We start from the raw sequence: 14,378 nt of genomic DNA on the forward strand, positions 1-14,378 counted from the left end.
GGCTAGTGATGGAAGCCGGTGGCCGCATCCTTGTCCCGGGTCCAGGGGTGCGGCTGGCGGCGCAGTTCCGGAAGGATGCGGGTCAGGTCCTCCACGAACAGGTCGGCGAGGTCGGACGAGAAGCCGTTGCGGCACACCACCCGCAGCACGGACAGGTCCTCCCGGTTCGGCGGGAAGGTGTACGCGGGCAGCAGCCAGCCGCTCTCGCGCATCCGCCGGGACACGTCGAAGACGTCGTACGACTCCATGCCCGGCGCGGTGGTGAAGGCGAACACGGGTAGCTCGTCGCCCCTGGTCAGGAGCCGGAAGTCGCCGAGCGCCGCCACCCGTTCGGCGATGCCCGTGGCCACGTCACGGGTGGTCTGCTGCACGGCCCGGTAACCCTCCCGGCCCAGCCGCAGGAACGTGTAGTACTGCGCGACCACCTGTGCGCCGGGCCGCGAGAAGTTGAGGGCGAAGGTCGGCATGTCGCCCCCCAGGTAGTTGACCCGGAAGACGAGCTCCTCCGGCAGCGCCTCCTTGTCGCGCCACAGCGCCCAGCCGACGCCCGGGTAGACCAGCCCGTACTTGTGCCCCGAGGTGTTGATGGACGCCACGCGCGGGAGGCGGAAGTCCCACACCAGGTCCTCGTCGAGGAAGGGTGCGACCATGCCGCCGGACGCGCCGTCGACGTGGACCGGGATGTCCAGGCCCGTGCGCTCCTGGAGGGCGTCGAGTGCCGCGCACAGGTCGGCGATGGGCTCGTACGAGCCGTCGAAGGTGGAACCGAGGATGCCGACGACCCCGATGGTGTTCTCGTCGCAGAGGGCGGCCGCGGCCTCCGGATCGAGGTGGAAACGGTCGCCCTCCATGGGGACCTGGCGCGCCTCCACCTCCCAGAAGTTGCAGAACTTGTCCCAGCAAACCTGGACGTTGACGCCCATGACGAGATTGGGGCGGGCGCCCGGGGCGGGGTTCCGCTTGCTCCAGCGCCGCTTCAGCGCCATCCCGGCGAGCATGCACGCCTCGCTCGAACCGGTCGTCGAACAGCCCACCGCCGCCGAGGGATCCGGCGCGTTCCACAGGTCGGCGAGCATCGCCACACAGCGCCGCTCCAGCTCGGCGGTGCGCGGGTACTCGTCCTTGTCGATCATGTTCTTGTCCCGGCACTCCGCCATCAGGACGCCGGCCTGCGGCTCCATCCAGGTGGTGACGAACGTGGCGAGATTCAGCCGTGAGTTGCCGTCCAGCATCAGCTCGTCGTGCACCAGCTGGTACGCCGTCATCGGCGGCAGGGGGCCGTCCGGGAGCCGGTGCCTGGGTGGCGCCTCGGTCATGCCGCCGACCGGATTGGCCTCTCCGAGGAAGGGGTTGACCGAAACCGGGCGCTCGTCGGGCTTCTCGGAACCTTTGTGGAGCGGCATGGACGTCTCCTCGTGTCATCTCGAGAACGGGTGCCGGCGGACTGGAGTTCCACCACCGCGCGGTCGCCTCCGGAATGCCCAGGACGCCCGCGGCGACACCGGGCGCCGGGTGAACGGCCGGTAAGAGGACGAACAGCAAGCAAAGCCCGCGCTCGGGCCCACGACGAGAGCGGGGAGGATCTATGGGGGGCGCGCGCGGGAGCGGCCGGGGCGGCAGGCGCCCGATGCGCGGTGTCATGAGCCACAGGCCCACCATAAGCGGGCATAACGGACGAAACATCCGGAGGGGTCCGCCCAGGAATCCGGCTTGCACCTCACGTCACGTGAGGGCCCACCGTGGAGTGCGTACCGAGAAGGGAGCGGACGAAGTGAGCCACTCGGCAGGACAGGACGGCTACTCCGTGGGACAGGTCGCGGGCTTCGCCGGCGTCACGGTGCGCACGCTGCACCACTACGACGACATCGGCCTGCTCGCCCCGAGCGAGCGCAGCCACGCGGGCCACCGGCGCTACAGCGAGGCCGACCTCGACCGGCTGCAGCAGATCCTGTTCTACCGGGAGCTCGGCTTCCCGCTCGACGAGGTCGCTGCCCTGCTCGACGACCCGGCCGCGGACCCGCGCGCGCACCTGCGCCGCCAGCACGAGCTGCTGACCGCCCGGATCGAGAAGCTGCAGAAGATGGCGGCGGCCGTGGAGCACGCCATGGAGGCACGCAAGATGGGCATCAACCTCACCCCCGAGGAGCGGTTCGAGGTGTTCGGGGACAAGGACCCCGAGCAGTACGCCGAGGAGGCGGAACAGCGCTGGGGTGGCACCGAGGCGTACGCAGAGTCGCAACGCCGCGCCGCCACCTACACCAAGGAGGACTGGAAGCGCATACAGGCCGAGGTCGACGACTGGGGCCGACGGTACGCCGACGTGGTGGCAGCCGGGGAGCAGCCCACCGGCGAGGCCGCCATGGACCTGGCAGAGGAACACCGGCAGCACATCAGCAGGTACTTCTTCGAGGTTCCGTACGAGATGCACCGGTGCTTCGGGGAGATGTACGTCTCCGACGAGCGCTTCAAGGCGTTCTACGACGCCATGCGCCCGGGCCTCGCCGAACACCTCAGGGATGCGATCGAGGCGAACGCGTCCCGGCACACCTCGTAGCCCTCCTGGCCCGGGGGACCGCTCCCGGGCCAGGAGACCTCACAGCTTTGTGCCGGCGGGCGCACAGTGCATCCTGGAGACACCGGTGGAACCTGGGGCGGACGCCTTGCGTTGATAGCTTTGGGCGCCCGTACAAGGACGCCGTACCTTCCTCCACCCCCTCAGGAGCCCGGAACCGTGACGACGCTTGCCCTCGGCCCGAGCTGGCTGGATCCGAACTACCTCCTCGACACGTTCGGCATCTGGGGCCTGCTCCTCGTCGTCTTCGCGGAGTCGGGCCTGCTCATCGGCTTCTTCCTGCCGGGCGACTCGCTGCTCTTCACCGCCGGCCTGCTGATCACGACCAACCAGCTGAACTTCCCGCTCTGGGCCGCCATCGCCCTGATCTGCGTTGCCGCGGTCCTGGGCGACCAGGCGGGCTACATGTTCGGCAAGAAGGTCGGCCCGTCGCTCTTCAACCGCCCCGACTCCCGCCTCTTCAAGCAGGAGAACGTGGTCAAGGCCCACGAGTTCTTCGAGAAGTACGGCCCGAAGTCACTGGTCCTGGCCCGTTTCGTGCCCGTCGTGCGCACGTTCACGCCGATCATCGCGGGCGTCAGCGGCATGAAGTACCGCTCGTTCGTGGTCTTCAACGTCATCGGCGGCGTCCTCTGGGGCGCCGGCGTCACCCTGCTCGGCTCCTGGCTCGGCAAGATCGACTTCGTCCACAAGAACATCGAAGCGATCCTCATCCTGATCGTCTTCGTCTCGGTGATCCCGATCATCATCGAGTTCCTGCGCGCCCGCTCCAAGGCGAAGAAGACCCCCGAGGCACCCGCCGCGCCCCAGCACCAGCAGCCGCCCGTCATGGACGACGCGACGACCCAGCTCCGCCGCATCCCCCCGACCGACGACCAGGGCTACCACCAGCAGTACCAGCAGCAGCCGCAACAGCAGCAGCCGTACTACCCGGACCAGCAGTACGCCCAGCAGTACCCACAGCAGCAGCCGCCGTACCAGCAGGGCCAGTACGGCGACCAGCAGAACCAGTACGGCGACCAGCAGAACCAGCAGTACCCCTACAACCAGGGGTACTGAAGCGCGCTATAGGGGCGCGGGCTGTATCGATATGCGGCTCCGCCGCGTGGGCGCGACAAGCCACAAACAACCTGAAGTCACCGTCCAACAGAACGCACCGAGCTCGTCGGCGCTCAGAATCCACGAGTCCGCTTCGCGGCCCGCCGCCCCTCCGCCGAAGCCCCGCCGGGAACCCGCAGGAACAACCGCGAGATCTCCGACCCCAGATTGACCCCGATGGCAATGGCCATGGCCAAGGACGCAGCCGTGGCCAGCGACACGAGCCCCTTGTCGACGTTGTTCTGGGCGATCGACAGCAACCCGAAGTACGTCGAGGACCCCGGCAGCAGCGGCCCGATCGCCGCCGTCGTGTACGGCAACGCGGAAGCGAACCGGTACCGCGACAGCAACTGCCCGAACAGCCCCACCAGCCCGGCCGCCACGGCCGTGGAGGCAACCGGCGACAACTCGCCGGGATAGTGCAGCGCGCCGTACACCGACCACGCGACCCCGCCGTTCAACGTCACCCACAGCACGGTGGCCCGCTCCTGCTGCAACAGCACGGCGAACGTCAGCGACAGAAGCATCGACGCGCCGATCTGCCACCCGGGCCGTTCGGCGATGTGCACAGCCGCGTCGGGGTTGAGCTTGGCGTCCAGGTTCACCCCGAAGTACAGCACCACCAGCACACCCACGACGATGCCGACGAACAGGTACATGACCTCCAGCAGCCGCGCCGACGCGGTGATGTAGAACCCGGTCAGCCCGTCCTGCACGCCCGCCACCAGCGCCCGCCCCGGCAGCAGCGCGAACAGCCCACCGGTGATGACCGCGGACGCCTTGACGTCGACATGCGCGGCGGTGAGCGCGACCCCGATGGCCGCCGGAGGCATCGCGGCGACCGTGAACTGGTAGAACTCCGGCAGCCCGCGCCCCGCGCACAGCCAGGCCAGCCGGTCGCCGAGCATCGCGCCGAGCATGGCCGCGATGAAGACGATCACATCACCGCCGACGAGCACGGAGGCCGCCCCGGCGAGCAGCCCGCTCGCCCCGGTCAGCACCCACCCCGGGTACGGGTGCCGGTTGCGGCGGATCTCGGCGAGCCGCCGGTAGGCCTCCTCCAGGGAGATGTGGCTCTCCGGGTCGCTGAGGTCGTCCACCAGCTGGAACACGGCCGCCAGCCGCGTGTAGTCGGTGGCCCGGCGGCGCACCGTGCGCGACGCCGTCACCGGGTCGTCGACCAGGGACGGCTGGTACGAGATCGACAGCAGGGTGAAGGTGACGTTCGGCTCGCAGCGGTCGAGGCCGTAGGACCGGCAGACCGCGAACATCGCGGCCTCCACGTCCTCCGCGCCCTCACCGCCCGCCAGCAGCAACTCGCCGATACGCAGGGTCAGGTCGAGGACGCGCGGGACGGCCGGACCGCCCTCCTCCGCCTTCGGTCCCGGCTCCGGAGCGGGCCGCTCGGCCACCGGCATCCGAAGCATCGTGCGCATCCGGTCCTGCCAGGGCAGGTCCTTGGTGAGGCTGACCACGGGTATGCCGGTCGCCGGTGTGAACGCGGCCGGGGCGTGCTGGGCGCTGTAGGTGCTCGGCGTGCTGAACGCCGAACCCTCGGGCTCGGCATTGGGTGCCTGTGGAATGTCCAGCCCGTCGGGGACGGCGAACTCGGACGTGGTCTCCGGCTCGACGACGACTCTGGGGGCGGCGAACCCCGCCGGAATGGCGAACTCCGAGGTGATCTCTGGGTCGAACGTGCCCCTGGCCTCGTCCGACCGCGGCTTGCGGTCCTCCGCCTCCGTCACTTGAGTAACGCTCCCTGTACGACGCGTGCAGCTAGGCCAGTATGCGCACAGAAACACGAACGGGCCGCACGCGTATGCGTACGGCCCGTCGGTCGCTCGGGGCTCAGTGGCCGCCGGACTCCTTGAAGCGCTTGTACGACCGCTCGATCTCGATCTCGGCGTCGACCCGGCCCACCCAGTTGGCGCCCTCGACGGACTTGCCGGGCTCCAGGTCCTTGTAGACCTCGAAGAAGTGCTGGATCTCCAGACGGTCGAACTCGGAGACGTGGTGGATGTCGCGCAGGTGCTCGACGCGCGGGTCCGTCGCCGGCACGCACAGCAGCTTGTCGTCGCCGCCGGCCTCGTCCGTCATCCGGAACATGCCGATCGCACGGCACTTGATCAGACAGCCCGGGAAGGTCGGCTCGTCCAGGATGACCAGCGCGTCCAGCGGGTCGCCGTCCTCGCCGAGAGTGTTCTCGACGAAGCCGTAGTCGGTCGGGTAGGCGGTCGAGGTGAAGAGTCGACGGTCCAGGCGGATCCGACCGGTCTCGTGGTCCACCTCGTACTTGTTCCGCGAACCCTTCGGGATCTCGATCGTGACGTCGAACTCCACCGGTGGCTCCTCCATGATCAGCACATAGTTCTGGTGGTTAAGTGTCCCTCACGCAGGTGTGTGATCGCGAAAGGGGCTGGTGGTCGTGCCAGAGCTGAGGCCTTGGCGGGCCGCGAGGCCGCATATGGTGCGGGCCGCGAACGCCGTCCGACCGCGTCTGGCACGGGCCGCCCAGGCCGTGCGCCCGAAGCTCGAACGAGCCGCGGCAGCTGCGAAACCGCAGCTCACACGGGTACGGCCCACCCGCATCAGATGGCCGAAGACCGTCAGGACCTGGCAGTACACCGCGGGCGCCGCCACCGCCGGTGTGACGCTGGCCGTCGCCGTGGCGACCGCCGCCGGCCCCTGGGACTCCACCGGTCAGCGTACGGCCGAGACGGACCGTGCAGCCGCCCTGGACCGTACGGGTGGCGCAGATCACGGACGTAATCCCGATACGTCCGATTCGGGCGATGCAACGGCCGGGGGTCCACGCCCCGCCCCCAGTGCCGCATCCGTCCTGACCGGCCTGGGCGGCGCCACGAGCACCGTGAAGTCGGCCCCGACCGGCACGGCCCTCTCCGGCCTCCTGGGCCCCCTGCTGGAGGACGCGGCCCTCGGCACCCACACCGCCGCGGTCGTCGACGTCGCCACCGGCAGGCGCCTCTACGGCACCGGCGCCGACACCGCCCTCACTCCCGCATCCGTCACGAAGATCGCCACCGCGGTCGCCGCGCTGTCGACGCTGGGCGCCGACCACCGCCTGACCACCCGCGCGGCCCTGGAGCCCGACACCAAGGAACTCGTCCTGGTCGGCGGCGGCGACCCGACCCTGACGGCGCACAAGGACGCCGAGGGCTGGGCGAGCCTGCGGGACCTGGCCGACAGGACGGCGGCCGCCCTCAAGAAGCGCGGCATCAAGCAGGTCACGCTCTCCTACGACACCACCCTTTACACCGGGCCCGACCTGCACCCCATCGGCGTCAACGGCAACCTCGCGCCCGTGAGCGCCCTGATGGCCGACGAGGGCCGCACGGACGACTCGACCAGCGGCCCCGTCGAGCGCGTGACGGACCCGGCGGCGGACGCGGCCCGCACGTTCGGCTCGTTCCTGGAGGCCCACGGCATCAGGACCACCTCGCCCGGCCCGTCCAAGGCGACGACCCGCGCCGAGAACCTCGCCGCCGTGTCCTCGCCCCCGGTCTCGTCCCTGGTCGAGCGCATGCTGACCAACAGCGACAACGACATCGCGGAGGCCCTGGCCCGCCAGACGGCCGCAGCGACGGGACAGCGAGCGAGCTTCGACGGGGGTGCGTCCGCGATCGCCGGTGCACTCAAGAAGCTCGAACTCCCTCTCAAGGGCGCCCAGTTCCACGACGGCAGCGGCCTCGACCGGGACGACAGGCTCACGGCCGACCTGCTCACCGCCCTGCTGGTGAAGGCCGGCGACCCCGCCCACCCCGAACTCCGCCCGGTCCTGACGGGCCTTCCGGTGGCCGGCTTCACCGGCACCCTGACCAGCCGCTACACGGGCGGCGCGGCAGGAGTCGTACGAGCGAAAACAGGCACCCTGACGGGCGTGAACACCCTGGCCGGCACGGTCGTGGACCAGGACGGCCGCCTACTGGCGTTCGCTTTCCTGGCCTCGAACACGACGAACCCCCTGGAGGCGCAGTCCGCGTTGGACCGCACGGCTACCGCGTTGGCGGCCTGCGGCTGCACCTGACGCAAGCTGCAGTCGACCTCCGCGGCCTGCCCCAAGTGGGAACGCTCACGTACCGTTGACGCATGACGAGCATCGGTGGTGCCGAGATGGTCGACTGGAATCTCGCGGTGGCGACCGCGACCCGGCTCGTGCGGCCGGGCCCCGACGTGAGCCGTGACGAGGCCCGGGCCGTCGTCGCGGAACTGCGCCGGCATGCCAAGGCCTCGGAGGAACACGTCCGGGGCTTCACCCGTATGGGCACGGAGGAGACCCACGACACCCCGATCCTGGTCGTCGACCGCCCCGGCTGGGTCCGGGCGAACGTCGCAGGCTTCCGGGAGATCCTCAAACCGCTGCTGGAGAAGATGCAGGAGCGGCGCGGCAACACCCCGGGCGGCGCGGTCCTCGGCGCCGTCGGTGGCAAGGTCACCGGCGTCGAGCTGGGCATGCTGCTGTCGTTCCTGGCCTCCCGCGTGCTGGGCCAGTACGAGACCTTCGCCCCGGCCACCCGTGAACTTCCATCGGGCGAGAACGGCGGCGGCCGGCTTCTGCTCGTCGCCCCGAACATCGTGCACGTGGAGCGCGAACTCGACGTACAGCCCCACGACTTCCGCCTCTGGGTCTGCCTGCACGAGGAGACGCACCGCACCCAGTTCAGCGCGGTGCCCTGGCTGCGCGACCACCTCGAGGGCGAAATCCAGTCTTTCTTGGGGGAGACCGACGTCGACCCCATGACTGTGCTGGAGCGCATCCGGGAGGCCGCCCAGTCGCTTGCCGGCGGGCGCCCCGAGGGCGAGGAGGACGACGGCGGGCGGTCCTTCGTCGAGATCGTGCAGACCCCGGCGCAGCGGGAGATCCTCGGCCGCCTCACCGCCGTGATGTCGCTCCTGGAGGGCCACGCCGACTTCGTGATGGACGGGGTGGGTCCGGCCGTCGTGCCGTCCGTCTCCGAGATCCGCGAGAAGTTCCAGCAGCGCCGCGCGAAGGGCGCCTCCCGACTGGACATGGCCCTGCGCAAGCTGCTGGGTCTGGATGCCAAACTCAGGCAGTACCGCGACGGCGAACGCTTCGTGCGAGCCGTCGTGGACCAGGTCGGCATGGACGGCTTCAACCGTGTGTGGACGTCCCCCAACACCCTGCCCACCAAGGCGGAGATCGCCAAACCGGCGGACTGGGTCGCGCGGGTGCACCGCAAGAGTGAGTCGTGAACCCCGTGGGAAGGTCGTGAAACGAATCCGGCCGACGGCAGGCGAACGCCCCTCCAATCACCCGTCCGAGGGACCGTGAGCCATGGGTAGGCGTGCGATGCTCGGGGAACGGCCCGGTTCTGTCACCATCTACACACTCTGAGTGACCGAACCCCGGGCTCACCCCCCGAAAACTTCATGAAGGGAACCGGACATGGGTCCCCATCCTGCGGTCGCGGCGATACGCCTGGCGGTCCGCCACGTCCTCCACGACATCCTCAACGACCACCGGACCACCTCCGAGACCCCCGTGCTCTCGGAACAGGCCCCGCACAGGCGCCCCTCGTCGCCGCTCGTGCTCGTGGCGTGCTCAGGCGGCGCCGACTCCATGGCCCTCGCCTCGGCCCTCGCCTTCGAAGCCCCCAAACTCGGCATCCGGGCCGGCGGCATCACCGTCGACCACGGGCTGCAGCCCGGCTCCGACCTACGCGCCGACGAAGTCGCCCTGCGGCTGCGCGAACTGGGGCTCGACCCGGTGGATTCCGTCGCCGTGACCGTGGGCCGCGAAGGGGGACCCGAAGCCGCCGCCCGCGACGCCCGGTACGCCGCACTCGACGGCGCGGCCGTCCGCCACGGCGCCGCCGCGATCCTCCTCGGCCACACCCGCGACGACCAGGCCGAAACCGTCCTGCTCGGCCTCGCCCGCGGCTCGGGCATCCGCTCCCTGTCCGGAATGGCCGCGGTCTCGGGGGCCGACGGCCGTTACCGCCGCCCCTTCCTCCAGCTCGACCGGCAGACCGCCCGCAAGGCCTGCATGGTCCAGTCGCTCCCCGTCTGGGACGACCCCCACAACGCGGACCCCGCGTACACCCGCTCCCGGCTGCGCCACGAGGGCCTGCCCGCCCTGGAGAAGGCGCTCGGCAAGGGCGTCGTCGAGGCCCTCGCCCGCACCGCCCAGCTCTCCCGCGACGACGCCGACGCCCTCGACGCCTGGGCCGGCCAGGCCGAGGCCTCCGTACGCGACGCAACGGGTCTCCTGGAGTGCGCCAAGCTCTACGCCCTGCCGCCCGCCGTGCGCCGCCGTGTCCTGCGCCGCGCGGCCATCGAGGCCGGGGCCCCCGCCGGTTCGCTGTTCGCCCGCCACATCGAGGAAGTCGACCGGCTGATCACCGGCTGGCGCGGCCAGGGAGCCATCAATCTCCCGGGCAAAGTCGTCGCCCAGCGCCAGGGTGGCAGACTGGTGATTCGGCAAGGCTGAAACCTTGGCCCCCTTTGGGGGGTGATGGGCGGCCGGTGGGACGACCGAAAGTGATGCGGGTGGACGCGAAAGACATGGGCACCGACCTCAAGCAGGTGCTCATCACCAAGGAAGAGATCGACGCGAAGCTGGTGGAGCTGGCCGCGAAGATCGACGCGGAGTACGCGGGCAAGGACCTGCTCATCGTCGGCGTCCTCAAGGGCGCGGTGATGGTCATGGCCGACCTCGCCCGGGCGCTGTCCACCCCCGTCACCATGGACTGGATGGCCGTGTCGTCGTACGGCGCGGGCACCCAGTCCTCCGGCGTGGTGCGGATCCTCAAGGACCTCGACACCGACATCAAGGGCAAGCACGTCCTCATCGTCGAGGACATCATCGACTCCGGCCTGACGCTGTCCTGGCTGCTGTCCAACCTGGGTTCGCGCGAGCCGGAGTCGCTCAAGGTGTGCACCCTGCTGCGCAAGCCGGACGCCGCCAAGGTCGCCATCGACGTCGAGTGGGTCGGCTTCGACATCCCGAACGAGTTCGTCGTGGGCTACGGCCTCGACTACGCCGAGAAGTACCGCAACCTCCCGTTCGTCGGTACGCTCGCGCCCCACGTCTACGGCGGCTGAGGCGGCCCTGGGGCCAACAGAGCCGTCTTTGTAGGACGATCGGGAACCCCAGCGGGTTTCGCGCCGTTGGAGCATGCAGAGACGGGAACGACAGCCGTCCGAGCGGCTCCATGCGGCTTCGGGCCACAATGCTGGGGTACCGTCAGAAGAACTGTCTTATCAAACTCACTATGGCAGGAGGGACGGGGCGACACCGCTCCGTATGGATGGACGTGAAGCGATACTTCCGTGGGCCGGTCATGTGGATCGTGCTGGCCGTCCTTGCCGTGGTCGTGTTGATGCAGGTCGTCGGCTCGTCCGGCGGCTACAAGACGGTAGACACCGGCCAGGTCGTGGCAGCGATCAATGACAACAAGGTCGAATCAGCCAAGCTGACCACCGGCGACGAGCAGACCGTCAAGGTCCAGCTCAAGGACGGCGTAAAGGTCGAGGGCAGCTCGAAGATCCAGGCGAGCTACATCGGCGACCAGGGCGTCAACCTCGCCAACACGCTGCAGACCAAGTACCAGGACAAGCAGATCCCGGACGGCTACACAGTTTCGCCGTCCAAGCAGAACCCCTTCCTGGGCATCCTGCTCTCCCTGCTCCCCTTCGTCCTGATCGTGGTCGTCTTCCTGTTCCTGATGAATCAGATGCAGGGCGGCGGCTCCCGGGTCATGAACTTCGGCAAGTCCAAGGCCAAGCTCATCACCAAGGACACCCCCAAGACGACGTTCTCGGACGTCGCGGGCTGTGACGAGGCCGTCGAGGAGCTCCACGAGATCAAGGAGTTCCTGCAGGAGCCGGCGAAGTTCCAGGCCGTCGGCGCCAAGATCCCCAAGGGCGTGCTGCTCTACGGCCGTCCCGGTACCGGCAAGACGCTCCTCGCGCGTGCCGTGGCCGGCGAGGCCGGGGTCCCCTTCTACTCGATCTCCGGTTCCGACTTCGTCGAGATGTTCGTCGGTGTCGGTGCCTCCCGGGTCCGTGACCTGTTCGAGCAGGCCAAGGCGAACGCCCCGGCGATCGTCTTCGTCGACGAGATCGACGCGGTCGGCCGCCACCGCGGCGCCGGCCTCGGCGGCGGTCACGACGAGCGCGAGCAGACGCTGAACCAGCTGCTCGTCGAGATGGACGGCTTCGACGTCAAGGGCGGTGTGATTCTCATCGCTGCGACGAACCGCCCGGACATCCTCGACCCGGCGCTGCTGCGTCCCGGGCGCTTCGACCGCCAGATCGCGGTCGACCCGCCGGACCTGCAGGGCCGCCTGGAGATCCTCAAGGTCCACCAGAAGGGCAAGCCGGTCGCTCCGGACGTCGACCTCGCGGCCGTCGCCCGCCGTACGCCGGGCTTCACCGGCGCCGATTTGAGCAACGTCCTCAACGAGGCCGCGCTGCTCACCGCCCGCAGCGACAAGAAGCTGATCGACAACTCCATGCTGGACGAGGCGATCGACCGCGTGGTCGCGGGCCCGCAGAAGCGGACCCGGATCATGTCGGACAAGGAGAAGAAGATCACCGCGTACCACGAGGGCGGTCACGCCCTGGTCGCGGCGGCCTCCCCGAACTCCGACCCGGTCCACAAGATCACGATCCTCTCGAGAGGCCGTGCTCTGGGCTACACGATGGTCCTGCCGGACGAGGACAAGTACTCGACCACCCGCAACGAGATGCTCGACCAGCTGGCCTACATGCTGGGCGGCCGGGCGGCCGAGGAACTGGTCTTCCATGACCCGACCACGGGCGCCGCGAACGACATCGAGAAGGCCACCGCCACGGCCCGCGCGATGGTCACGCAGTACGGCATGACCGAGCGGCTCGGCGCCATCAAGTTCGGCGGCGACAACACCGAACCGTTCCTCGGACGTGAGATGGCTCACCAGCGCGACTACTCGGAAGAGGTCGCCGCTCTGGTGGACGAGGAAGTCAAGAAGCTCATCGAGAACGCGCACAACGAGGCCTGGGAGATCCTGGTCGAGAACCGCGACGTCCTCGACAACCTCGTCCTGCAGCTGCTGGAGAAGGAGACGCTGGGCAAGGAGGAGATCGCCGAGATCTTCTCCGCCATCGTCAAGCGCCCGGCCAGGCCCGCCTGGACCGGATCCTCCCGCCGCACGCCGTCCACCCGCCCGCCGGTGCTCTCCCCGAAGGAGCTCGCACTGACGAACGGCGCCAACGGCGCGACCCCGGCGATCAGCACCGCCAAGTCGACGGCGACGGAATCCGCCCCGGCGATCGAGACGGCCCCGGAGGACCGCCCGGAGAGCTGACCACCGCTCTCCCGGCGGCCACGTCGGCCCGGAATGAATGCCGCGCCCCCCAGGTTCTAGCCTGGGGGGCGCGGCATTTCAGCCATGTCGCAGATGAGGCGCGTGGCCCACACGCGTGACCCGCACAGGAACGAGGCACCACATGACCGACCCCGTGACGCTGAACGGCGAGGGCTCGATCGGCGAGTTCGACGAGAAGCGCGCCGAGAACGCCGTACGCGAACTGCTGATCGCGGTCGGCGAGGACCCGGACCGGGAGGGTCTGAGGGAGACACCGGCGCGGGTGGCGCGGGCGTACCGGGAGATCTTCGCGGGTCTGTGGCAGAAGCCCGAGGACGTGCTGACGACGACGTTCGACCTGGGGCACGACGAGATGGTGCTCGTAAAGGACATCGAAGTCCTCAGCAGCTGTGAACATCATCTCGTGCCATTCGTCGGAGTTGCCCATGTTGGATATATCCCGTCCATCGACGGTAAGATCACGGGCCTCTCGAAATTGGCCCGGCTCGTGGACGTCTACGCTCGTCGGCCCCAAGTGCAGGAACGACTCACCACGCAGATCGCCGACTCGCTGATGAAGATCCTGGAGCCGCGCGGGGTCATCGTCGTTGTCGAGTGTGAGCACATGTGCATGTCGATGAGAGGTGTCCGGAAGCCCGGGGCGAAGACCATAACGTCGGCCGTGCGTGGTCAGTTGCGCGATCCTGCCACCCGCAATGAGGCAATGAGCCTGATCATGGCGCGATAACCGGTACCACTGGTGGAAGTGCGGGACGCCTGCCTGCGCAGGGCTGAGGGAGCCAAGCCCTTCACTCTCTGCAGCTACTGCCTCGACCCCTGAGCGAACTCAGGCCGCCGTCGCCGCCCCGTTGTTGTTCTCGTCGTCCTCCGGGAGCCTGCACACGCGCTCCAGGAAGATGGCCGCCGCTATGACCGCGATGCCCGCCACGACCGAGAAGCCGGCGTAGATGGCCTGGTCGCGGCGGGCGGGGATGTCGAGGAGCTCCAGCAGGAAGACGCCCGTGCCGCCGTACATGCCGGCGACGAGGGCGGCGACCAGGGCGCTGGCCTGGCCGAAGACGACCGCGCGGGCCGCCATCAGCGGGTCGACGCCCTTGGCCTCGGGGCGGCGCTCGCGCTGGGCCTTGAAGCGGCCGCGCAGGGAGAGCGCCGTGGCCAGCAGGACCACCGCGATCAGGGCGAGGACGATGGGGGCGGCGAGCGGGACGCTCGGGAGGGTCCCGATCGAGTTCCAGAGGCGGGCGCCCGCCCAGGACAGGATTCCGGCCACGACGAAAACGCCGACCAGCACCCTGATGCGCAGCTCTCTCACGGTGTCCCTTCAGCTCCCCCGGGCCCTGCGGACCGTGGTCGTCCCG

Annotated in this window: 12 protein-coding genes; 8 read left to right on the forward strand and 4 right to left on the reverse strand. The window is 69.3% G+C overall.

Going from position 1 to position 14,378, the window contains the following annotated elements; genetic code table 11:
• Positions 1-2: 2 nt before the first annotated feature.
• Entirely contained in the window at positions 3-1,403 is a 1,401-nt protein-coding gene (locus EDD92_RS26525) for a glutamate decarboxylase (protein ID WP_123966625.1), read from the reverse strand.
• Positions 1,404-1,771: 368 nt separating this feature from the next.
• Between EDD92_RS26525 and EDD92_RS26530 the strand changes: the two genes are divergently transcribed.
• Positions 1,772-2,554, forward strand: a complete 783-nt coding sequence (locus tag EDD92_RS26530; RefSeq protein WP_123966627.1) for a MerR family transcriptional regulator — start codon at positions 1,772-1,774, stop codon at positions 2,552-2,554.
• 177 nt (positions 2,555-2,731) lie between these two features.
• Positions 2,732-3,631 (forward strand): DedA family protein, encoded by a 900-nt coding sequence (locus tag EDD92_RS26535; protein WP_123966629.1) that lies wholly within the window; start codon positions 2,732-2,734, stop codon positions 3,629-3,631.
• A gap of 113 nt (positions 3,632-3,744) precedes the next feature.
• Here EDD92_RS26535 and EDD92_RS26540 read toward each other — a convergent pair whose 3' ends face one another.
• Positions 3,745-5,415: a threonine/serine exporter ThrE family protein gene (locus EDD92_RS26540; protein ID WP_123966631.1), complete on the reverse strand. Its 1,671-nt coding sequence runs from the start codon at positions 5,413-5,415 to the stop codon at positions 3,745-3,747.
• 103 nt (positions 5,416-5,518) lie between these two features.
• Positions 5,519-6,010, reverse strand: a complete 492-nt coding sequence (locus tag EDD92_RS26545) for an inorganic diphosphatase (RefSeq protein ID WP_030942583.1) — start codon at positions 6,008-6,010, stop codon at positions 5,519-5,521.
• A gap of 79 nt (positions 6,011-6,089) precedes the next feature.
• Here EDD92_RS26545 and dacB point away from each other — a divergent pair, with 79 nt between their 5' ends.
• The 6 genes from dacB to folE all read left to right on the forward strand — a co-directional run bounded on the left by dacB (position 6,090) and on the right by folE (position 13,747).
• Positions 6,090-7,715 carry a D-alanyl-D-alanine carboxypeptidase/D-alanyl-D-alanine-endopeptidase gene (gene dacB / locus EDD92_RS26550; protein ID WP_399184105.1) on the forward strand — a complete coding sequence of 542 codons (1,626 nt, stop codon included), beginning with the start codon at positions 6,090-6,092 and terminating at the stop codon, positions 7,713-7,715.
• A gap of 62 nt (positions 7,716-7,777) precedes the next feature.
• Positions 7,778-8,902: a zinc-dependent metalloprotease gene (locus tag EDD92_RS26555; RefSeq protein WP_123966633.1), complete on the forward strand. Its 1,125-nt coding sequence runs from the start codon at positions 7,778-7,780 to the stop codon at positions 8,900-8,902.
• Positions 8,903-9,095: 193 nt separating this feature from the next.
• Positions 9,096-10,139, forward strand: coding sequence for a tRNA lysidine(34) synthetase TilS (gene tilS / locus EDD92_RS26560; RefSeq protein WP_123966636.1), 1,044 nt, complete (start codon positions 9,096-9,098; stop codon positions 10,137-10,139).
• Positions 10,140-10,192: 53 nt separating this feature from the next.
• The gene (hpt, locus tag EDD92_RS26565; RefSeq protein ID WP_030942590.1) at positions 10,193-10,753 is read left to right on the forward strand and encodes a hypoxanthine phosphoribosyltransferase; all 561 of its coding nucleotides are present in this window, start codon (positions 10,193-10,195) and stop codon (positions 10,751-10,753) included.
• Between the two features lie 206 nt (positions 10,754-10,959).
• Positions 10,960-12,999 carry an ATP-dependent zinc metalloprotease FtsH gene (gene ftsH / locus EDD92_RS26570; RefSeq protein ID WP_123966638.1) on the forward strand — a complete coding sequence of 680 codons (2,040 nt, stop codon included), beginning with the start codon at positions 10,960-10,962 and terminating at the stop codon, positions 12,997-12,999.
• 142 nt (positions 13,000-13,141) lie between these two features.
• Entirely contained in the window at positions 13,142-13,747 is a 606-nt protein-coding gene (gene folE / locus EDD92_RS26575) for a GTP cyclohydrolase I FolE (protein WP_123966639.1), read from the forward strand.
• A gap of 99 nt (positions 13,748-13,846) precedes the next feature.
• Here folE and EDD92_RS26580 read toward each other — a convergent pair whose 3' ends face one another.
• Positions 13,847-14,332, reverse strand: coding sequence for a DUF3180 domain-containing protein (locus EDD92_RS26580; RefSeq protein ID WP_123966641.1), 486 nt, complete (start codon positions 14,330-14,332; stop codon positions 13,847-13,849).
• Positions 14,333-14,378 lie beyond the last annotated feature (46 nt).

This window comes from Streptomyces sp. TLI_185, from assembly GCF_003814765.1.
Taxonomy (GTDB): domain Bacteria; phylum Actinomycetota; class Actinomycetes; order Streptomycetales; family Streptomycetaceae; genus Streptomyces.

Coding starts and splice junctions, on each gene's coding strand:
- EDD92_RS26525 (WP_123966625.1), bottom strand. CDS start 1,403: ATGCCGCTCCACAAAGGTTCCGAGAAGCCCGACGAGCGCCCGGTTTCG.
- EDD92_RS26555 (WP_123966633.1), top strand. CDS start 7,778: ATGACGAGCATCGGTGGTGCCGAGATGGTCGACTGGAATCTCGCGGTG.
- tilS (WP_123966636.1), top strand. CDS start 9,096: ATGGGTCCCCATCCTGCGGTCGCGGCGATACGCCTGGCGGTCCGCCAC.
- hpt (WP_030942590.1), top strand. CDS start 10,193: ATGCGGGTGGACGCGAAAGACATGGGCACCGACCTCAAGCAGGTGCTC.
- ftsH (WP_123966638.1), top strand. CDS start 10,960: ATGGACGTGAAGCGATACTTCCGTGGGCCGGTCATGTGGATCGTGCTG.
- folE (WP_123966639.1), top strand. CDS start 13,142: ATGACCGACCCCGTGACGCTGAACGGCGAGGGCTCGATCGGCGAGTTC.